The sequence below is a fragment of the Alcaligenes faecalis genome (genome assembly GCF_009497775.1).
GTDB lineage: Bacteria > Pseudomonadota > Gammaproteobacteria > Burkholderiales > Burkholderiaceae_B > Alcaligenes > Alcaligenes faecalis_D.
In genome coordinates, this window is record NZ_CP031012.1 from 2,274,764 (window position 1) to 2,295,659 (window position 20,896).

The window sequence follows — 20,896 nt, forward strand, 5'->3', positions numbered from 1 at the left end:
TGCATGGGAGTTTAACGCTTAAACTGACTGGATTGTATGGTTTGGACAAGCAGCAAGTATATGTCGAAAAAGCCCAAATCAAACAGGAAAATTTGCGATGAGACTCATTCCTATCTTGCAATCGTTTGGCGACTACGATTAGCCAGTTACCCCCTTGCACTTGCCCCGTCGTCTGCCCACGTCAAAAGAACACGTATTATCATATACCTAGGGTTTTTTGAATATAAAAAAACCGCGTTTACCCCCTAGAGTTCACGCGGTTTTCCAGATCCGGAATAGTGCTTTCTAACCTAGCAATAAACTATCATCGGCTAGTGTTTCACCCCGCACCCGCTCGAACATCTCCAGCAGATCCCGCACATCCAGACCCTGGCGCTGCTCGCCGCTGACATCCAGCACCACCTTGCCCTGGTGCAGCATCACGGTGCGGTCACCCACATCCAGAGCCTGACGCATGCTGTGCGTAACCATCATGGTGGTCAGGCCACCTTCACGCACAATACGATTGGTCAGCTGCAAAACAAAGTCCGCTGTACGCGGGTCCAGTGCGGCCGTATGTTCGTCCAGCAGCAAGATCTTGGAAGGACGCAAGGCTGCCATCAACAAGCTGACCGCCTGACGTTGGCCACCCGACAATAAACCGATGCGGTCTGTCAGACGGTTTTCCAAACCCAGACCCAGCGTTTCCAGACGCTCTGCAAATTCAGCGCGCATGGAGTGACGGACGGCACGGCTCAGACCACGGCGACTGCCACGGCAGGTGGCCAACGCCATATTCTCTTCAATGGTCAGATCTTCACAGGTCCCGGCCATCGGATCCTGAAATACACGCGCAACCCAGTTGGCACGTTCCCACACCGGGCGGCGAGTCACGTCCACGTTATCGATCATGATTTGGCCATCATCGACAGACTGGTCGCCCGAGATCGCATTCAGAAAGGTGGACTTGCCCGCGCCGTTCGAACCGATCACAGTCACAAACTGCCCTTCGGGAATGGTCAGGGACAGCCCGCGCAAGGCACGGGTTTCAATAGGCGTACCTGGGTTAAAGGTCAGGGACAGGTTTTTTGCTTCTAACATTACTGGGCCCCCTTCTGTTTACGAGCACGCTTTTTCTTGAGCAATGGAATCACCAGCGCCACGGTAACCAGCAAGGCGGTAACCAGGTTCAAGTCCTGAGCTTTCAGGCCGATCACATCGGCATTCAGGGCCAAAGCAATAAAGAAGCGGTACAGAATGGCACCCAGCACCACGGCCAAGGTGGCGTAGAACAGTTTGCGTGCGGGCAAGATACTTTCACCCACAATCACGGCGGCCAGACCAATCACGATGGTTCCGATACCCATGGAGATATCCGCCCCACCCTGCGACTGAGCAAACAAGGCACCGGCCAAGGCGACCAGCGCATTGGAAATCGCCATGCCCAGCAAGAGCATATTGCCGGTGGCCACGCCTTGCGCACGCGCCATACGCGCATTGGCACCGGTAGCACGCATGGCCAGACCCGTTTGCGTACCAAAGAACCAGTCCAGCGCCAGCTTGGCAATGATCACCAAACCGATCAGCAGCAAAGGACGGGCAATATAGTCAGCGATGGATTCAGGCTGCAGAATCGTGAAGACCGTCGGTTCCATGATCAGGGGCACATTGGGGCGACCCATGATGCGCAAGTTGATGGAATACAAGGCAATCATCATCAGGATACTGGCCAGCAGATCCATGATTTTCAGGCGTACGTTCAACCAGCCGGTAATCGTGCCAGCAATGGCACCGGCGAAGGTGGCCACTACAGTCGCCAGAAAAGGATCATTACCCTGGCTGATCAGGATGGCGGCAACGGCCCCACCCAAAGGAAAACTGCCATCGACCGTCAGGTCAGGAAATCGCAAGATGCGAAAAGAAATCAGAACACCCAGAGCAACCAGTCCGAAAATCAGACCAATCTCCAGGGCCCCCCACATTGAATAAATAGACATATTGTTGGACGTCTAGGATACAAAAGAAACAGGCGGGCAGCTTGTGGCAACCCACCTGCAAGAAGCAGTCAGCTCAGGCTTATTCGACGATTTTTGTAGCGGACTTCACGAAGTCCTCGTTGAGCGAAACGCCTTGGCGCTTGGCAGCGCCCGGATTGACATACAGTTCCAGATTGCTGCTGGTCTCGGAGGCCATATCGCCGGGTTTTTCACCCTTCAGAATACGGACAACCTGCTGACCGGTTTGCAGACCCAGGTTGTAGTAGTTCACGCCCAAGGCCGCGATCGCACCACGGGCCACACTGTCGGTGTCCGAAGCAATCAAAGGTACTTTGGCATCCACGCCCACTTTCACCAGGGACTCGTAAGCCGACACCACGTTGTTGTCGGTATTGGTGTAGATCACATCGACCTTGCCCACCAGGCTACGGGCAGCCGCACCCACGTCCACGGTACGAGGCGCGGTGGCTTCCACCAGCGTCATGCCGTGCTTGGGCAGCAGTTCTTTCATTTCCTTGACGACCACGGCGGAGTTGGCTTCACCGGGGTTGTAAACCATACCCACGCGCTTGGCATCGGGGACGACTTTCTTGATCAGATCAACCTGAGCTTCCAGTGCCAGGGCATCGGACACACCCGTCACGTTGGTGCCCGAAGGCTCCATGCTGGGCACCAGGTGCGCCACCACGGGATCGGTCACAGCCGAGTACACCACCGGAATGGTCTTGGTTGCCGACACGACGGCCTGAGCCGAAGGAGTGGAAATAGCCACAATAACGTCAGCCTTGTCGCCAACGAACTTGCGCGCGATCTGGGCTGCAATCGCAGGGTTGCCCTGCGCGGTCTGAAACTGCCATTTGAAGCCCGAAGCTTCGTTGTAACCGGCATCGGTCAGTGCTTTGTGTACCCCATCCTTAATGGCGTCCAAGGCCGGATGTTCCACAATCGACGATACCGATACAGATTGCGCATGAACTGCAGCGCCCGACATCAATCCCACACAAGCCAAAGCGGCCGCCACCTGATGCACCGATCTGATCAGTTTCATCCAATACTCCTTAGATGCAAAAAAACGAAAATTTTAGGTGTTTAGTCTAACGCGAACGGCAGGACTTTGACCCTTGAGGTAATCCCTGCCCCGCTACTTTACTGGTCCTGCATCTGGCGACGGAACGAGAGCAGTTCCCTGGCCCAACGTGTAGCCGGCAAACCATAATCGGCCTGCACCTGCTCGGCCCGACTGAGCAGCTCTCCGGCCGTCATCTCCAGCGTGCTGCCCTTGAAGGCCAGAACCACCTGATTGCCCTCGTCCATCTCGGGCAAGAGCAATACTTTGCCATTAAAGGCTTCACGAATGTTGTCAATATTATGTTTGAAGCTGGGATGTGCGCCAAAAAGATTGACGGTCATGATGCCTTCGTCGTCCAGAACCGCACGGCAATCCTGGTAGAACTCCAGGCTGTCACGCACCGGGCCTTCGGCGTGGGCGTCGTACAAGTCCACCATCAAGGCGCGATACTGGCTGTGCTGCTCGCTATCTTGCACCCAGACCCCGGCGTCGGCCTGATCAATCAGGGAGCGCGGGCTGCGCGGCAAGCGAAAGAAGGCATTGCACATGCCAATCACCGATGGGTTCCACTCCACCGTCTGCACCTGGCTGCTGGTCTGCTTCAAACAGAAACGCAGCAAGGAACCCGCCCCCAGGCCCAGAATGGCCAGTTTGTGTTCGGGTTTGGGGTCTTCCATAAATAGCAGCCAGGCCATCATCTGTTGTGTGTAGGCCAAGACCAATTCAGCGGGCTTGCGAATACGCATGGCACCTTGAATCCACTCCGTTCCAAAGTGCAGATAACGGATCCCTTCGCTTTCCGACAACGTAGGACTATCGTCCCCCTGCTCACCAGCCATGAAACTCTTCCTTGCAAATCAGTCAGACCACCCCGCTCAAACAAGTGCCACGCGGCACCCGACACAATCCTGAACCTGGATATAAGCTGACGACAGAGAAAACAGCGCCGGAAGGCGGCATTGCGCCACTTCCGGCGTTTTTTAGCAAGGCGCCATCATAACAGCGATCACCTGATGGGGAACGGCTCACTGACGTTCGATAATCATGGCCACTCCCTCACTACCGCCATGACACATGGTGACCAGAGCATATCGCCCCTGGATACGCTGCAACTCGTGCAAAGCCTTCACCACCAGTGCCGCTCCTGTCGCCCCCAAAGGGTGCCCCATACTGATACTGCCGCCATTCGGGTTGACGCGCTCCGGATCAAAATCCAGTTCTTTGGCAACGGCGCAAACCTGTGCTGCAAAAGCCTCATTGGACTCGATCACATCAATATCGCTTACCGACAGTCCCGCTCGCTTGAGCGCCAGGCGAGTCGCGGGCACCGGCCCCATTCCCGCAAATTGTGGATCCACGCCCGCATGTGCCCAGGAGCGCAGCTTGCCCATGGGCTTCAAACCTTTACGGCGCGCCTGCCCCTCTTCCATCATCAGCACCACCGCCGCCGCATCGGCCAAGCCCAGGATATTACCGGCCGTCACCGTTCCCCCGTCGCTCTGGAAAATAGGCTTCAAGGCGGCAAGCTGCTCCAGACTGCCATCATGCCGAACACGCTCATCCTGCTCGAAGGCAATCCCATCGGGGGCCACCACAGGGACGATCTGCTCTTCAAAGTAACCATTTTCAATGGCACGAAGTGCTCTACGGTGCGACTCCAGGGCTAACTGATCCTGTTCGCAACGAGACACACCATACTTTCTGGCGACATTCTCTCCCGTCACCCCCACATGCTCCCGAGTTAAGGGGCTGATGAAAATTTCCGACAATACATCGACCAAGGCCACATTACCCATGCGGCTCCCCCAGCGCTGGCTTGTCGCCATATACGGCATTCGACTGGTGCTTTCCACGCCGCCCGCCAAGGCCACGCTGGCCTCACCCAATACAATCGCTTGCGCTGCCGAAATAATGGCTTGCAAACCGGAGGCACACAAACGGTTCACGCTCATGGCAACCGCCTCATGAGCGACTCCTGCTTTCATGGAGGCGGCCCGCGGCAAATAGATATCCTGGGGCTCGGTCAGCACCACCTGCCCCATCACCACCTGCTCCACCTCCGAGGCCGATGCTCCGCTTCTGCCCAACACTGCCTGCATGACCGCAGCCCCCATCTCAACGGGTGGGACACTCCGTAAGGCGCCGCCGAAATTACCGAAAGCGGTTCGACACCCCTGAACCAGGACGACTTCTTGCATACGAATCTCCTTTTATTCTGACGAGAGAAAACAAGGGCTTCATGCTCAGCCACACAAGCCACGCATTACTTTTAAAACAATTCGATGCAATTGGCCGGATGCTTAGGGCCCGCTACAAAAACAAATAATCAAGTCGGCGTTTTTATAAGATTTACTTGTATATGCCGCAAAAAAAGCCGGAAAGTGGTTTGAAACCACTTCCGGCTTTCTGGCTCTCCAAACCAAACTTGGAGAGGGACTATCCGCAAGGCTTAGGGGCGCTCGAAAATCGCTGCAATGCCCTGCCCGCCACCAATACACATGGTGACCAGCGCGTAACGACCTTGAACGCGCTGCAATTCATGCAAAGCCTTGACGGTAATGGCCGCGCCGGTCGCCCCAATGGGGTGACCCAGGCTGATACCGCTACCGTTGGGGTTCACACGAGCCGGGTCCAGACCCAATTCACGCACGACCGCGCAAGCTTGGGCGGCGAAGGCTTCGTTGGACTCGATCACATCCAGATCCGACACGCTCAAACCGGCACGCTCCAGCGCCAGACGGGTTGCGGGCACAGGACCAATCCCCATAATGCTGGGATCCACACCAGCATGGCCCCAGGAGACCAGCTTGGCCAATGGCTTCAGCCCACGTTGACGCGCTTCTTCCGCGCACATCAGCAAGACAGCGGCCGCACCGTCATTCAAGCCCGAGGCATTCCCCGCCGTCACACTGCCGCCTTCGGGCAGGAACACGGGTTTCAGACCGGTAAAGTTCTCCATCGTGGCATCAAGACGTACGTGCTCGTCCTGATCAAACACGATCTCACCCTTACGGCTTTTCTGGATGATGGGCACGATCTGCTCTTTAAAGTAGCCTTGCTCGATCGCGCGACGTGCACGCTGGTGCGATTCCAGCGCCAGCTCGTCCTGGTCGGCACGGGTCACGCCGTATTGGCGCGCCACGTTTTCAGCCGTAATACCCATATGAACGCGATCAAAAGGATCGGTCAGCGCGCCGGTCATCATGTCCATCATGACCGAGTCACCCATGCGGGCGCCCCAGCGATGAGCGCTGGACATATAAGGGGCGCGGCTCATGCTTTCTGCACCGCCTGCCAGGGCTACCTTGGCATCACCCACCAGAATGCCCTGCGCGGCCGACACAATGGCCTGCAGACCAGAGCCACACAAACGGTTGACGTTCATGGCTGGTGTTCCGTGTCCCACGCCCGCCTGCACCGAGGCCACACGCGACAAATACATATCGCGCGGCTCGGTCTGAATGACCTGCCCCATCACCACATGTTGAACGTCTGCCGCCGATACGCCACTTCTGTCCAGTACCGCGCGCAACACCGTAGCCCCCATCTCGATTGGCGACACATTCTTCAGCCCACCACCAAAATCACCAATCGCCGTACGGCATGCCTGGACTACAACCACTTCTTTCATATGAATCTCCCTCAATCCCATTGGGATATGATGACCAGCATAAAAAAGCCAAGCTGACAAAAACGTCCACTCGAATATACACGGCTGCCATGGAAAACCATAAAGCAGACACAAAGACCGTAATTCGCAGTATGGTTTGATACCTTACCCACAAGACACGTTCTTGATAACCCTTTTTATAGGATTCCCCCTCATGTACGAGCGTATCCTGGTATGCACTGACGGCTCAGAACTGTCCGCCCACGCTGTCACCCATGCCCTGAACCTGGCCAAAACCAGCGGCGCCAAATTGCTGGCCCTGCGCGTCATTCCGCGCTATCGCCAAAGCTACCTGGAGGGCGGCCCCATTATTGATCAGAAGCTCGATAGCCGTATCGAAGCCTCCTGGGTAGAGCACGCGCAATCCGAGCTGGCCGCCGTCAAGCAAGCCGGTAAAGACATTGGTGTGTCGGTCAAGGGTCTGGTGGTGAAATCGGAACTGGTGGCCGATGCCATTATTTCTACCGCCGAAAAACAAAATGCCGACCTGATCGTCATGTCCTCGCATGGCCGCAAAGGCTACAAACGCCTGCTTTTGGGCAGCGAAACACAGCACGTTCTGACCTACTCGGAAATCCCCGTACTGGTTATCCGCAAGAAAGCCAAGAAAAAATAAAACGTGGCCAGGCATCAAAACGCAAACTTCGGTTTGCGTTTTTTATTCTCAGGAGCCCCGCATGAACATCAGCACACAGGAAAAACGCCGCCGTTTTCGAGCCTTGCATGAAAGCGGCTTACTGATTTTGCCCAACCCTTGGGACATAGGTGGTGCCAAGCGGCTGGAACGGCTAGGCGCAAAGGCGATTGCCAGCAGCAGCGCTGCTTTTGCCTGGTCAAACGGATTGGAAGATTTTGAGGTGGGTCGGGATGCCCTGTTGGCGCATCTGCGAGAACTGGCCGCCAGCACGGATTTGCCACTGAACGCCGACTTTGAAAACGGCTTTGCCGATGAGCCGGAACAAGTCGCGGACAATGTCCGCCTGGCCATTGAAACCGGCATTGCAGGTTTGTCCATTGAAGATCGTCATGGAGACGAGCTGTACGAGCTGGATCTGGCTGTCGCCCGCATACAGGCTGCCAAGCAAGCCATCCTTAACAGTGGCGAGGACGTGCTGTTAATAGGCCGCAGCGAAGGCATGCTGATTGGCGCACTGGATCTGGAGCAAACCATAGCCCGGCTGCAAGCCTTTGCCCAGGCCGGTGCCGATGTGGTCTACGCCCCCGGTTTACGCGAGCTGGACGATATTGCCCAGGTGGTCCAGGCACTGGCACCTACGCCCGTGAATGTGCTGCTGATTCATCCGGGACTGAACGTGCCTGATTTGGCCGCCATTGGCGTACGCCGGGTCAGCACAGGCTCACAACTGGCTCTGGCCACCTGGAACCGCTTTGAAGAGGCCAGCCTGCAGCTGCTGGAACAAGGGCATCTGCCGCCCACCCAAGCCCATCGCCGCTGGTCCTGATGCACAACAAGCAGGCATAAAAAAAGCGCAAGCTGCGAGGCTTGCGCTTTTTAACCCTTCAGTCAGAACTTAGCTGTCCTGAGCCTGGTCGCTGGACGCGTCCACTTTGGCTTCCTGATCGGTTTCTACAACTGCTTTCTTGGGAGCCACCCAATTCAGGGGCTCGACCTCAAAGGCTTGTTTACGACGTACTGGTTTCGATTTGCTCACGAATAACTCCTGCTCAATATCGACAGGGGGCGCTGCCCTTAGCGCCCCGATTTCTTTATTATATCAATGATTAGACCACAAATCAATTTTGACTATTACATGAGCACATTATGGATGCAAATTAGGCGACGTTAGAACAAGATAAAGACAATTTGAAACAGGTCTTTTTCATAGACAATTCAGGCCAAAACAACTGCCCTGAATACGTCGCGACTCACACAGACCCAAGGCACCCTTAAAAACTCACTTTTCACAAATTTGAGCACAACAATAAAGAGACAATGGCATGCACGATTTACGCCCCACCGATAATCTGGATCGCTCCTTGCGCTGCTTTTTACGCATTGCCCAATTAGGCTCGGTCAGCAAAGCGGCTGATGATTTGGGACAAAGCCAATCCAGCCTGAGTAAACAATTAAGCTCGCTGGAACAAAGCCTGGGCCAGACCCTGTTTACCCGCACCGGACGCGGAGTCAGCCTGAATGATGCGGGCGAACTGCTGCGCCAAGCGATCGAGCCCGCCTATAGCCGCATTGACAGTGCCATCCATGCTGTACGCCGGGATCACGGGGTCAATTCAGGCACCGTGCGGCTGGCCACCGTGCATACCTTGAGCTACTACTTCATGTCCGACGTGGCTGCCGCTTTCATGAGCTCGCACCCTGGCGTGAATCTGTCCTTGTTGGGACGCAGCTCGCCCGAGGTGGTGGCTTTGGTGGAAAGCGGCAAGGCCGATGTGGGTTTTGTGTACGACTCGGCGGTGGACTGTGGTGGGCTGATCTCGCACACCTTGTTTGACGATCAAATGTGCTGCATCTCCGCCCGGCAGGAGCCCTTTCCCAATGCAGATTTAAGCCACCAGGCCTTGCGCCTGATCGGCTTTCCGCCCCACTACGCCCTGCGCCGCATGATTCATAGCAGCGGTCTGCATCCCGAATTTGTGGCGGAAGTTGAAACCATAGATGCCATGTTGCGGCTGGTGGCTTCAGGATTGGGGGACTGTATCTTGCCCAGCCGCATTCCCGACAGCCTGTTGCACGAACACAATCTGTACAAGTACCCAATTGAGCAACCCACTCTGCAACGCCGGGTTGTGGCGATCTTGCGGGCAGACCGGGATCCCCAAGCCCTGACCTCGCGGCTATTGGAATGTGCTTTACGCACAGCTCAAAGCCTGTAGCAAGAATCTGCAACAAGAACCCACCACAATGGTTCGTCTCAGATAAACAGCCATAAAAAACGGGCCTGATGAAAGACACTTCAAGTCTGGATATTTTCCAGAATCCTGAAGCGCCATCACCAGGCCCGTTTGCTTTCCTGCTCTACCTCAAGGCCGACTCCCTGCCCCGGCCTTGGATAGCAAGCTGCTTTACTGTGCCACGCAATCCACGTAGTAACGCTTCTGACCGGAGGCATCCACCTCTTCCACAAAACCGTGGATATCCGTACCAAAGCCAGGGCACTGGCGATGCAGTTCACGCGAGAACTTCAGGAAATCCACAATCGTCTTGTTGAAGGCTTCGCCAGGAATCAAGAGCGGAATACCGGGTGGGTAAGGCGTGATCAGGTTGGTCGTCACGCGACCTTCCAACTGATCAATCTCGACCCGCTCAGTGCGACGCTGCGCGATGCAGGCAAAAGCATCAGCCGGACGCATGACAGGCACCACATCCGACAGGTACATATCGGTCATCAGGCGGGCAATGTCGTGCTTGGCGTACAACTGGTGCACGTGCTGGCACAAATCGCGCAAGCCCATTTCCTCGTAGCAAGGATACTGGCGCGCAAACTGCGGCAGAACACGCCAGACAGGCAGGTTGCGGTCGTAATCATCCTTGAACTGCTGCAGCGCGGTCACCAGAGAATTCCAGCGGCCTTTGGTAATGCCGATGGTGAACATGATGAAGAAGCTGTACAGGCCAATCTTCTCCACGATCACGCCACGTTGCGCCAGGAACTTGGTCACAATGGAAGCCGGGATACCGGTTTCACCAAAGGTGCCCGTCAGATCCAGACCGGGGGTAACAATGGTTGCCTTGATCGGGTCCAGCATATTGAAGCCATCAGCCAGTGGGCCAAAGCCGTGCCATTCGCTGTGCTCCACATCATCCGTGATGATCCAGTCCTCAGGCTTGCCCACACCGTCTTCTGCCAGTGTTGGCGGGCCCCAGACCTTGAACCACCAGTCGTCCTCATCAAACTGAGACTCGACCTTGCGCATGGCACGGCGGAAGTCCAGGGCTTCAATAATGCTTTCCTCAACCAGCACACGACCACCGGGTGGCTCCATCATGGCAGCAGCCACGTCGCAGGACGCAATAATCGCGTACTGCGGGCTGGTGCTGGTGTGCATCAGATAGGCTTCATTGAACAAATGACGATCCAGGCTACGGGTGACCGAGTCCTGCGCCAGCACGTGGCTGGCCTGGCTCAAACCGGCCAGCAGCTTGTGCGTGGACTGGGTGGAGAACACCAATGTCTCTTGAGGACGTGGGCGGTTCTTGCCCATGGCATGGAACTGGCCGTAGAACGGGTGGAAAGCGGCGTGCGGAATCCAGGCCTCGTCAAAGTGCAGCACTTCCACGTAACCGTCCACGGCATTCTTGATCACCTGGGTGTCGTAAATAATGCCGTCGTAGGTGGACTGGGTCAGCGTCAACACGCGAGGTTTGACCGTATCGGCATCCAGATGCGAGAGCAAGGGATGCTTGCGGATCTTCTCGCGAATGGTCTCGATATCAAATTCGCTGCGTGCAATTGGACCAATAATCCCGAAGTGGTTGCGCGTAGGACGCAGAAACACGGGGATGGCGCCTGTCATCACAATGCTGTGCAGGATGGACTTGTGGCAGTTGCGATCCACCACCACCACATCGCCCGGAGCTACCGCATGGTGCCAGACAATCTTGTTGCTGGTACTGGTGCCGTTGGTCACGAAAAAGCAGTGGTCGGCGTTGAAAATACGCGCGGCATTGCGTTCGCTGGCGCCAATGGCCCCGTTATGATCCAGCAGCTGGCCCAGTTCTTCCACGGCATTACACACGTCGGCGCGCAGCATGTTCTCACCAAAGAACTGGTGGAAAATCTGCCCGACCGGGCTTTTCAGAAAGGCTACGCCACCGGAGTGACCGGGGCAATGCCAGGAATACGAACCGTCCTCGGCGTAATCGAGCAAGGCTTTCAGAAACGGCGGCTTGACGCCTTCCACATAGCTGCGCGCTTCACGCACGATGTGACGCGCCACGAACTCGGGCGTGTCCTCGAACATGTGAATAACGCCTTGCAGCTCGCGCAAGATATCGTTTGGCATATGACGAGCTGTTTTGGTCTCGCCATACACATAAATAGGTACATCGGTATTGCGACGACGCACAGCCCGAATAAAGGCACGCAGATTCACCAGCGCCGGGGCGCTGTCTCCATCTTGCGTGAACTCCTCATCATCGATGGACAAAATAAACGCGCTGGCACGACTTTGCTGCTGGGCAAATTGACTCAGATCGCCATAACTGGTGGTTCCCAACACCTCGAAGCCTTCGGCCTCGATCGCATCTGCTAATACACGAATGCTCAGACCAGACGCATTTTCAGAACGAAAATCCTCATCGATGATCACAATGGGGAATTGATATTGCATGCCATGTCCTTAATACAAGGGAGTGCCGCAGCGGCGGCAAAAAAAGGAGGGACGTCAGTCGCTTTTGTGCAGCAGATCGTACCGGGTTTCACGTCCCATCATGTGACACTTGCTTTTCCCTACGTCCTTGGGCATAATTCTACATGTCCCAGGACAAAACAAAAGGCGTGGTGACAGATTGGCTATGTGACGGACTGCAAATCCGTTCAGGTTGGTTCGATTCCAGCACACGCCTCCATCTTGCTTGCATTCAAGACAGACAAAATTGGCCTTCTTTCCGGTTTTGATCACACAGAAAAAGTCGCCATTACGGCGATTTTTTTATTCCCTTTTCCTGTACAGCAAATCCTTGCACTACGCGCTGCGGCCAAGCCCTTTCATCGGTTTTGGCCCACCGTTCCAACTTGGCCTGCAATTTAACACAAGCAGGCGCGTGATCTGCGCAAAAAACCCTCTTTTTAGTGCCCTAAAAACATCAATCCGCCCACAACGCCCTTCAGGTCTTGAACCCTGACTTTGTAGCTGTTACATGCAGATGGTTTGAGGGCAAATTTATTGTCTGAAAATGTCGGTTTTTCACTACGACCTAGAACAAAGTTGAGTCCATCACGCATCACGGCAGCCTCGTTCTTTTGGAGCAAAATGCAACGGCTGTGGTCCTAGTAAAAGTACGTTTGAATGTTTCGCCATCATTTTCTCCACTCTCTTCTTGTCCCTGCTGAGTGGATCGAACGCCAATGACTCGTTCCCGCTTGCCGTGATGGTGACCACCGCCGCTGTCATCTGGAACTTTCTGTTCGACAAGGTATTTACACTTCCACGGCATCAGGCCGCGTAAAGCCACACACAACAAGAAAAACCGCCACGCTTTCGACTCTTCAAAGCGGGGCGGTTTTTATTTTCAAATACGGAAATGGACCTGAGAGAAGAGCCGATTGCAGACACATTCCACTGGCCCAAGCCCAGGGGTCAAATGCTGCTAAAAACCTGTGCGCTGATATGATAGTGGCATCCGCGCAACATGGGCGCCGCTGGCACAGCAAGGACTGGGTAGGCCGTGAACTGAACAGGCCAATCAAACGATGCCAGCGCCCCCATGCAACACCCTGAATTCAAAAGAATATCTCTACACCATGAAACTAACCACCTGGAACGTGAACTCCCTGAACGTCCGTCTTCCTCAAGTTCTTGACTGGCTGGCCGCCAACCCCGTAGACGTGCTGTGTCTTCAAGAGCTGAAACTGCCCGACGAGCGTTTTCCTTTGGAGGCTTTTCAGGAAATGGGGTATCACGCCCACTGGGCCGGTCAGAAAACCTATAACGGCGTGGCCCTGATTTCCCGTGAACCGGGCATCGACGTGCAGCGCAATCTGCCCAATTACGACGACCCGCAACAGCGCCTGCTGGCCGCCACGTACCCATCACCTGACGGTCCGGTGCGTGTGATCTGTGCCTATTGTCCCAACGGGCAATCGCTGGAGAGCGAGAAGTACACCTACAAGCTGGAATGGTTTGCCGCCTTGCACGACTGGCTGGAAAAAGAATTGCAGCAGTATCCCCGTCTGGCCATTCTGGGCGACTATAATATTGCCCCAGCCGACCAGGACGTGTACGACCCGGCCAAATGGGTAGACGATGTTCTGGTTTCCCCGCCCGAGCGCGCCGCGTTCGAGCGTTTGCTGGCTCTGGGCTTGCACGACGCTTACCGCCTGTTTGAACAAAGCGGCAGCCCCTTTACCTGGTGGGACTATCGTCGTTTTGCCTTCCGCCGCGATGCCGGGCTGCGTATTGACCACGCCCTGCTGTCCGACGAGCTCAAGGCCCGTTGCTCGGCCTGCGATATTGACCGCGAGCCGCGTGCCAATGAACAGCCTTCGGATCACGCACCCGTTACCGCTACCTTGTCTTTTAGCTGACACACTCATTTCATTATGCAAATTCAAAGCCAAATCATCGAGCAGACTGACTCGGCCTATGTGCTTGAGATCACCTTGGAAGAGGAACACAAGGTCTGGGCCTATCTGGCCATCAGCGAGCCTGATCTGGATGCGGTCGCCAATATTGTCCCGCCCGAGCAATTCGAGGCCGGTGGCGATGTGCACGTAATGGCCATTGCCCAGCCCGAAGATGCCCCGCAGGAAGTGGAGGAAGTTCTGTTCTCCATGAACCCCAACGACACGGTGGTCTTTCTGTGCGCGGACCAGGCCAGCGTCATGGCTGTCTTGAATGAGTTTGGGCAAAGCGACCCAAGCAGCAATTAATTCTTTTATAAAAATCTACTTCTAGAGTCTGCTCTCCATGTCCACGAGCTATCCTGGCACTGTTTTTATGGTTGTCGCCCCCAGCGGGGCTGGCAAATCCAGTCTGGTCAACGCCCTGCTGGCCAATGATTCCAACATCATGCTGTCCATCTCGGCCACCACACGCGCCCCCCGCCCCGGCGAGAGCGACGGCGAGCACTACTTCTTTGTGGACAAGGCCCGCTTTGAAAACATGGTCGCAGAAAACGCCATGCTGGAATGGGCCAAGGTCCATGACAACTACTACGGCACGCCCCGCGAACCCATTCAGAAAGCCCTGAATGCAGGCCGTGATGTGTTGCTGGAAATTGACTGGCAAGGTGCCCGTCTGGCTCGTGAACATTTCCCCGAAGCGGTGGGTATTTTCATTCTGCCGCCCTCCCTGCCCACCTTGCAGGCGCGTTTGCGCAAACGCGGGCAGGATAGCGAAGAGATCATCGCCCGACGCGTCGAGGCTGCCGAGCACGAAATCGCCCATGTTCGTGACTGTCAATATGCTATTATCAATGAGGATTTTGATACGGCATTACAGCAGCTATTGAGTATTGTGCAGGCCAGTCGTTTGCGCACTGCCACTCAGTCAGTACGGCATCGCCAACTCTTTCAACAATTAGGCGCAGATGCCCTGCTGAATCAGGGCTGATCTCCTTCTTATTACTTTTTGATAACAGGTCTACTATGGCTCGCATCACTATCGAGGACTGCCTGGAGCAAGTCCCCAATCGCTTTAAGCTCACCTTGGCAGCCGCCTACCGTGCGCGCGAACTGGCTCAAGGCCACGAACCACGCCTGGAAAGCAAGAACAAGCCTACGGTTACCGCCCTGCGAGAAATCGCCTCCGGCGCGACCGGTCTGGAAATGCTGCGCAAAGTTCCTACCTGATAGGCACAGGCGGAGCACGGTATGGCATTTTCTGGTTTACGGGGCGCATCGTCTGGGCTGTTGGCCGTCCTTAAAAAAGGTTCACGGCTAGGTCGTCGCAAGCCTAAAGACAAGGACACCCCGGCACTGGCACAAACTGCCCAGGAAAGTGCCAATCCCCCTATTGCCTCGCTGGCTCCGCTTAACAAGATCATCTCGCAGTACCTGGACCCGAAAGATGTAGAGCGGGTACGGGAGGCCTATCGTTTCTCCGATCAGGCCCATCTGGGGCAATTCCGCGCCAGTGGCGAACCCTATATCTCGCACCCCATTGCCGTCACGGAAATCTGTGCGGGCTGGAAGCTGGATACCGATGCCTTGATGTCGGCCCTGCTGCATGACGTGATCGAAGATCAGGACGTCACCAAGCAGGAATTGGCTGAAAAGTTCGGTACCGATGTGGCCGAGATTGTGGACGGCTTGTCCAAGCTGGAACGCCTGGAATTTGCCACCAAGACGCAGCAACAAGCCGACAGCTTCCGCAAGATGCTGCTGGCCATGTCGCGTGACGTGCGCGTCATTCTGATCAAGCTGGCCGACCGCCTGCACAATATGCGCACGCTGGATGCGGTCAAGCCGGAAAAACGCCGCCGCGTGGCCCAGGAAACCCTGGATATTTACGCTCCGATTGCACATCGCCTGGGCCTGAATGCCCTGTTCCGCGAGTTGCAGGACCGCTGCTTCAAGGCCATCTACCCCAATCGCTACAAGGTGCTGCACAAGGCCTTGTTGGCCGCTCGTGGCAACCGCCGTGAAGTGCTGGGCAAGATCACCGAAGCCGTCAAGATCGCCCTGCCTGCTGCCGGGATTGATGCCGAAATTTCCGGTCGTGAAAAGTCGCTCTACAGCATTTTCTGCAAGATGGTCGAGCAGAAAAAGTCCTTCTCGGACGTGCTGGACATTTACGGCTTTCGCATCATTGTGCACACCCTGCCCGAGTGCTACTTGTCCCTGGGCACGCTGCACCAGCTGTATCGCCCCGTACCGGGCAAATTCAAGGACTACATTGCCATCCCTAAAGTGAATGGCTACCAGTCCCTGCACACCACCTTGATTGGCCCCTACGGCACCCCCGTCGAGTTCCAGTTCCGCACCCGCGAAATGGATCACGTGGCCGAAGAAGGCGTGGCCTCTCATTGGCTGTACAAAGAAGACGACGTCACCCTGAACGATCTGCAAAAGCGTACACACCGCTGGTTGCAATCCCTGCTGGATATTCAAAGCCAGACAGGTGACTCCACAGAATTCCTGGAGCACGTCAAAGTTGACCTGTTCCCCGATGCGGTTTACGTCCACACGCCCAAAGGCAAGATTATTTCCCTGCCACGTGGTGCAACTCCCGTGGACTTTGCCTACAGCATCCATACCGACATCGGTAATCACGCTGTGGCCTCCAAGATCAATGGCGAGTTTGCCCCGCTACGCACCGAGCTGAAAAGCGGTGACTCGGTGGAGATCATTACCTCCCCTGCCGCCCGCCCAAGCGCTCAGTGGCTGAACTATGTTCGTTCGGGCCGTGCCCGTTCGGAAATCCGCCATTACCTGCGTACCGTTAAGTACGAAGAGTCCGTGGCCTTTGGTCGCCGCCTGCTGGATCAAGCCTTTGATCAGCTGGGCCTGCCCCACGCAACGGACAACGATCCAAACTGGGACAAGCTGGCCAAGGGTTCGGGCGCGGCTTCCCGCGAAGAAATTCTGGCTGATATCGGCTTGGGCAAACGTCTGGCTGCGGTTGTAGCCCGCCGCTTTGCTCCAGAAAACCCTTTGCTGGAAACCACCGCGGCCGAGTTTGACGAAATCAATGCCAACACCTCGGCACCGATTCTGATTCACGGCAACGAAGGTCAGGCTGTGCAGTTGGCCCCCTGCTGTGGTCCTCTGCCTGGTGACGCCATTATTGGTGGCATCCGGCTGGGTCATGGTCTGGTCGTTCACATGGCTGAATGCGCGGTGGCACAACGCGCCCAGGCCAAAGAGCCCGAGCGTTGGGTGCCGGTGATGTGGGACAGCAATACCGCCCGCCACCTGTCCACCCGTCTGGATGTGACTGCAATCAACGAGCGTGGTGTTCTGGGCCGTCTGGCGGCTGAAATCACCGATGCCGACTCCAACATTCTGCATATCTCCATGCCGGATGAATCGGCTGCAACCTCGGTGTTGCACCTGACCGTTCAGGTTGATAGCCGTACCCACCTGGCACGCGTGATTCGCTCTATCCGTCACGTGCCGCAGGTTCAGAAGATTGTGCGTGTGAAGGGTTAAACCTGTCTCAAATTACGCTTCAGCGAAAAAGCGCCTGCTAATAAGCAGGCGTTTTTTATGGTTTAAAAACAATCAAAACCGAACCCTAGGCCAAGGTCTCACGCACATGTTGCTCCAAGGCCTGAATAAAAATCTCCACTGGCTCGTGCGCGTAATCGTCCTGCGGCAAGAACAAGGAAACAGAAGGCAATGCAATCCCGTCAAAAGGCAAAGGGACGACTCGCACGACGCCCTGTTCGCTGAACTGTCGGGCCGAAATAGAACCCAGCAAGACCAACGCCTGGTTCTCGCGCAGCACGGCCAGGTTCGCCAGGGTCAGGGTTGACTCCAGCAGACAGCGGGGCTCCTGAAAGCCCTGACGGGCCAACCAGAACGCCAGGGTACGACGCAAAGGAGCACCTTGAGGGGGCAGGACCCATTCATAACTCAAGGCCTCCTCCCAATCCACAGTGGGTTTGGAAAAAATAGGGTGCTGCGTGTCGGCCACCATCACGATGGATTCGTTATACAAATGCAGGGTGTCAAAGTCTTCCAGATCCTGACTGTCCAGCACCCGCCCCAACACACAGTCCAGACGTCCGTCGCGCAAACGCTCCAACAAGCTGGCGCTGCTCCCCTCCTCGATACGCAAGACCACATCCTGATCGGCGGCCCTCATGGCGGCCAAGGCTCCAGGAATCACTGCACCACAAGCGGGCGACACCCCCACACGAACCCGCCCCTTCGCACCTTGATGCGCCACCTGGACCTCTTCGCCCAAGCCATCGACCATGCCCAGGAAGCGCTGGGCTCGCAACACCAAGGCCGCACCGGCGGCGGTCGGAAGTACCCCGCGATTGCTGCGCTCGTACAAGGTGGCACCGATCAAGGACTCGGCCTCCAGCAAAAGCTTGCTGGCCGCCGGCTGGCTCATGCCCATCATTTCTGCTGCGTGTTTCAAGCTGCCATGCTCACCCAAGGCCGCCAGCAGCTCCAGATGTCGCAAACGAATACGGCGCGACAAGGGAGGAAGTGGGGGGGAAATGCTTGTATCCGTCATATCACTGCTCTCCGAAACCGTCTTCTCGGCAACCCAGGAAGTGGGCAAACTGAACCAAGGCTTGGTGCAGCTCCGGCTCACTCTGAACATGAGAGCCCAGCAGCAAGAACGCTGGGGCATCCATGCCTGGGTCATCCAAAAGCTCCAACGGCCTCACCACCCCCGCCTGCTGCATAAACAAGGCCTGAGCTGCAGGCAAGCAGGCTACGGCATCTGATTGAGCCACCACGGTACTCAATCCTTGCCCGGCAGGAATCTTCCAAATACGGGCAAGTGTTTCTATACCGACCTTTAGCATCCAGTCCCGGAATGCCCGGTGAAAAGAATCCGCTGCCGTAGGCAAAACCCAATCCAAGGTCTGCACATCCTTGGGACTCAAAGGCCTGCCTGCCTTGAACAAGGAATGATGTGTTCTTAAAACAGGCACCATGCGACTGCTGATCCGCCACTGCCGGGGCCAGTCACGCAAAGGCTCGTCCAGCAAAACCACATCCAGCTCCGCCCGACGTAAAAGCGGCAACACTTGTTCAGACCCCAATTCCAGCAGACGCAGCTTCAAGGTTTGCGAGCGACGCCACTGCACAAAGGCATTTCCAAGCGCCAAACCATGCCAATCCGAGACATAGCCGATCTTGAGAACGGGGGCTTCTTTGTCGTGATGCCCAGGGCCACGATCGAGCACATCCAGCAAATGCTCCACCCGTCGTAAAACCAGCTGCCCCAGTGTGGTGGCCTCAATTCCCTGACGGCTACGTGTAAACAAGGCCGCCCCCATCTGCACCTCGATCTCGGCCAAGGCCTTGCTGACTGCGGACTGGGTCAAGGACAAGTCTCGCGCAGCACTATGGATACTGGAATTACGCCCCAAAGCGGCCAAAACCAAGAGCTGACGCGGTTCCAGGCGCTTCATCAGAGCACTGAAAACACAAAGAAAAATCCGTTTCTGGTATTCATCATAGTTATAACAAGACGTGAATTTTTCATTAACTGGGAATAGATGGCCGAGCATACCATGAACTTCATGTTCAACAGTTACCCGGATTTATCTATGTTTTCCCTTAAAACTCTGCTGATCCACCAGGCCCCTGTAGCTTGCCTATCGATAGACGGAAAGGACTATTCCATTGCCGCCTTATGCCAGCGTTTGAACGCTCCCGCCCTGCCTGACAGCGTGTTTGATCTGCTGGCTCAGTGGGAGACAAATCTGCCCAAACTAAAGAGCTTGGCTGAGCAAGCGACAGCTCATACAGACCTGGTTCTGAGCGAAACAGCGGCCACACTGCCGCCCGTGCTGTATCCCGGCAAGATTCTGTGCGCCGGCGCCAACTACTACGACCACCTGCAAGAAATGGGGGTTCCAGCAGAGAAAAAAGACCAGCGCCTGTTCTTCTTTTTCAAACCCGCACGCCAGGCCGCCATTGGTGACGGCCAGCACGCACCCATCCCCAAGAACTGCCAGAAATACGATTGGGAAATTGAACTGGCCATGGTGATTGGTAAAACTGCCAAAGACCTGACATTGGAAAACGCGATGGAGCACGTGGCCGGTTACACCATCGCCATTGACCTCTCGGCCCGCGACTTTGCCCGCGCCCCCGAGCAGTTCTACAAATTTGACTGGGTCGCCGCCAAAGCCAATGACGCCAGTTGCCCCATCGGCCCTGCCCTGATACCTGCCTGCTTCGTCAAGGATCCGCAAAACCTGGATCTGAAACTGGAGCTGAACGGCCAGCTCAAACAAGACGCCAACACCTCCGGCATGATTTTTGATCTGCGCGAGCAACTCGTGCGTCTGACAGAAATCATGACACTGGAACCCGGTGACATCGTCCTGACGGGCACCCCAGCTGGTGTCGGCGCAGCCCGAGGCGAGTTTCTGACCCCCGGCGACCAGCTATACGCTCACATCAGCGGCCTGGGCACGCTGAGCACCACGATTGCCTAAGCCCTTTCTTTTCATCATCAGGAGATCATCATGAGCATCGAACGCTTTCACCAAAACAAGAACATGAGCAAATACGTCATTCACGACAAAATTGTGTATATGTCGGGGCAAGTCGCCATGGACCCGTCCGGCTCGTTTGAAGAACAGCTGCACCAGATTCTGAATCAGATTGACGAGCAATTTCAGGAAATCGGCATAGACCGCAGCCACATTCTGCGTGCCATGATCTGGATCGACGACTACAAGAAATGGCCATCATTGAACGAGATCTGGAATGCCTGGATTCCCGCTGACAAAAAACCAGCCCGCTCCTGCGTGGAATCCAAGTTGGCCTTTCCACAATACCAAGTCGAAGTTGAAATAACCGCCGCGCTCTGATCTCCAGACAGAGCGCGACACCGGGA

20 protein-coding genes, 1 tRNA gene and 1 pseudogene are annotated in these 20,896 nt (G+C 55.9%); 12 read left to right on the forward strand and 10 right to left on the reverse strand.

The features are described from left to right. Window positions 1-285 precede the first annotated feature (285 nt). From DUD43_RS10605 to DUD43_RS10630, 6 genes are all read right to left on the reverse strand, one after another. The gene (locus DUD43_RS10605) at window positions 286-1,080 is read right to left on the reverse strand and encodes an ABC transporter ATP-binding protein (protein WP_153230266.1); all 795 of its coding nucleotides are present in this window, start codon (window positions 1,078-1,080) and stop codon (window positions 286-288) included. Next, window positions 1,080-1,976 carry an ABC transporter permease gene (locus DUD43_RS10610; RefSeq protein WP_026483313.1) on the reverse strand — a complete coding sequence of 299 codons (897 nt, stop codon included), beginning with the start codon at window positions 1,974-1,976 and terminating at the stop codon, window positions 1,080-1,082. Before DUD43_RS10610 ends, DUD43_RS10605 begins: the two co-directional genes overlap by 1 nt. 79 nt (window positions 1,977-2,055) lie before the next feature. Further along, a complete protein-coding gene (locus tag DUD43_RS10615; protein WP_153230267.1) occupies window positions 2,056-3,024 on the reverse strand; it encodes an ABC transporter substrate-binding protein in 969 nt (322 codons plus the stop codon). A gap of 98 nt (window positions 3,025-3,122) precedes the next feature. Then, window positions 3,123-3,884 carry a spermidine synthase gene (locus DUD43_RS10620; RefSeq protein ID WP_153230268.1) on the reverse strand — a complete coding sequence of 254 codons (762 nt, stop codon included), beginning with the start codon at window positions 3,882-3,884 and terminating at the stop codon, window positions 3,123-3,125. A gap of 186 nt (window positions 3,885-4,070) precedes the next feature. After that, window positions 4,071-5,243: an acetyl-CoA C-acyltransferase gene (locus DUD43_RS10625; RefSeq protein ID WP_153230269.1), complete on the reverse strand. Its 1,173-nt coding sequence runs from the start codon at window positions 5,241-5,243 to the stop codon at window positions 4,071-4,073. A 251-nt stretch (window positions 5,244-5,494) separates the two neighbouring features. Beyond that, window positions 5,495-6,676 carry an acetyl-CoA C-acyltransferase family protein gene (locus DUD43_RS10630; protein WP_153230270.1) on the reverse strand — a complete coding sequence of 394 codons (1,182 nt, stop codon included), beginning with the start codon at window positions 6,674-6,676 and terminating at the stop codon, window positions 5,495-5,497. A gap of 193 nt (window positions 6,677-6,869) precedes the next feature. Here DUD43_RS10630 and DUD43_RS10635 point away from each other — a divergent pair, with 193 nt between their 5' ends. Both DUD43_RS10635 and DUD43_RS10640 read left to right on the forward strand, forming a co-directional pair. After that, on the forward strand, window positions 6,870-7,331 hold the full coding sequence (locus DUD43_RS10635) for a universal stress protein (protein WP_153230271.1): 462 nt from the start codon (window positions 6,870-6,872) through the stop codon (window positions 7,329-7,331). 61 nt (window positions 7,332-7,392) lie between these two features. Then, on the forward strand, window positions 7,393-8,178 hold the full coding sequence (locus tag DUD43_RS10640; protein ID WP_153230272.1) for an isocitrate lyase/PEP mutase family protein: 786 nt from the start codon (window positions 7,393-7,395) through the stop codon (window positions 8,176-8,178). 69 nt (window positions 8,179-8,247) lie between these two features. On the opposite strand, the gene DUD43_RS10645 is transcribed toward DUD43_RS10640, so the two are convergent. Then, complete coding sequence (locus DUD43_RS10645; RefSeq protein WP_021446543.1) at window positions 8,248-8,388, reverse strand: hypothetical protein; 141 nt, start codon at window positions 8,386-8,388, stop codon at window positions 8,248-8,250. A 286-nt stretch (window positions 8,389-8,674) separates the two neighbouring features. Here DUD43_RS10645 and DUD43_RS10650 point away from each other — a divergent pair, with 286 nt between their 5' ends. Further along, window positions 8,675-9,568: a LysR family transcriptional regulator gene (locus tag DUD43_RS10650; protein ID WP_153230273.1), complete on the forward strand. Its 894-nt coding sequence runs from the start codon at window positions 8,675-8,677 to the stop codon at window positions 9,566-9,568. Between the two features lie 189 nt (window positions 9,569-9,757). Here DUD43_RS10650 and DUD43_RS10655 read toward each other — a convergent pair whose 3' ends face one another. Further along, entirely contained in the window at window positions 9,758-12,025 is a 2,268-nt protein-coding gene (locus tag DUD43_RS10655) for an arginine/lysine/ornithine decarboxylase (protein WP_153230274.1), read from the reverse strand. 164 nt (window positions 12,026-12,189) lie between these two features. Here DUD43_RS10655 and DUD43_RS10660 point away from each other — a divergent pair. The 7 genes and pseudogenes from DUD43_RS10660 to DUD43_RS10690 all read left to right on the forward strand — a co-directional run bounded on the left by DUD43_RS10660 (window position 12,190) and on the right by DUD43_RS10690 (window position 17,508). Next, window positions 12,190-12,263: transfer RNA gene (locus tag DUD43_RS10660), tRNA-Cys, on the forward strand. 444 nt (window positions 12,264-12,707) lie between these two features. Further along, window positions 12,708-12,863: pseudogene (locus DUD43_RS19430) on the forward strand (chlorhexidine efflux transporter); the annotation flags it as partial. Between the two features lie 295 nt (window positions 12,864-13,158). After that, entirely contained in the window at window positions 13,159-13,941 is a 783-nt protein-coding gene (gene xth / locus DUD43_RS10670; protein ID WP_153230275.1) for an exodeoxyribonuclease III, read from the forward strand. Between the two features lie 15 nt (window positions 13,942-13,956). Next, window positions 13,957-14,286 carry a hypothetical protein gene (locus DUD43_RS10675; RefSeq protein ID WP_153230276.1) on the forward strand — a complete coding sequence of 110 codons (330 nt, stop codon included), beginning with the start codon at window positions 13,957-13,959 and terminating at the stop codon, window positions 14,284-14,286. Window positions 14,287-14,323: 37 nt separating this feature from the next. After that, window positions 14,324-14,968, forward strand: coding sequence for a guanylate kinase (gmk, locus tag DUD43_RS10680; RefSeq protein WP_153230277.1), 645 nt, complete (start codon window positions 14,324-14,326; stop codon window positions 14,966-14,968). Window positions 14,969-15,003: 35 nt separating this feature from the next. Continuing rightward, a complete protein-coding gene (gene rpoZ, locus DUD43_RS10685; protein WP_003799665.1) occupies window positions 15,004-15,207 on the forward strand; it encodes a DNA-directed RNA polymerase subunit omega in 204 nt (67 codons plus the stop codon). Window positions 15,208-15,228: 21 nt separating this feature from the next. Continuing rightward, a complete protein-coding gene (locus tag DUD43_RS10690; RefSeq protein ID WP_153230278.1) occupies window positions 15,229-17,508 on the forward strand; it encodes a RelA/SpoT family protein in 2,280 nt (759 codons plus the stop codon). A gap of 85 nt (window positions 17,509-17,593) precedes the next feature. Here the strand turns inward: DUD43_RS10690 and DUD43_RS10695 are convergent, their stop codons facing one another. After that, window positions 17,594-18,547 carry a LysR substrate-binding domain-containing protein gene (locus DUD43_RS10695; RefSeq protein ID WP_194273378.1) on the reverse strand — a complete coding sequence of 318 codons (954 nt, stop codon included), beginning with the start codon at window positions 18,545-18,547 and terminating at the stop codon, window positions 17,594-17,596. A 1-nt stretch (window position 18,548) separates the two neighbouring features. Then, window positions 18,549-19,457 (reverse strand): LysR family transcriptional regulator, encoded by a 909-nt coding sequence (locus DUD43_RS10700; protein WP_194273379.1) that lies wholly within the window; start codon window positions 19,455-19,457, stop codon window positions 18,549-18,551. A 138-nt stretch (window positions 19,458-19,595) separates the two neighbouring features. Here DUD43_RS10700 and DUD43_RS10705 point away from each other — a divergent pair, with 138 nt between their 5' ends. Continuing rightward, a complete protein-coding gene (locus DUD43_RS10705) occupies window positions 19,596-20,492 on the forward strand; it encodes a fumarylacetoacetate hydrolase family protein (protein ID WP_153230281.1) in 897 nt (298 codons plus the stop codon). A gap of 30 nt (window positions 20,493-20,522) precedes the next feature. Beyond that, window positions 20,523-20,870 carry a RidA family protein gene (locus tag DUD43_RS10710; protein WP_153230282.1) on the forward strand — a complete coding sequence of 116 codons (348 nt, stop codon included), beginning with the start codon at window positions 20,523-20,525 and terminating at the stop codon, window positions 20,868-20,870. Window positions 20,871-20,896 lie beyond the last annotated feature (26 nt).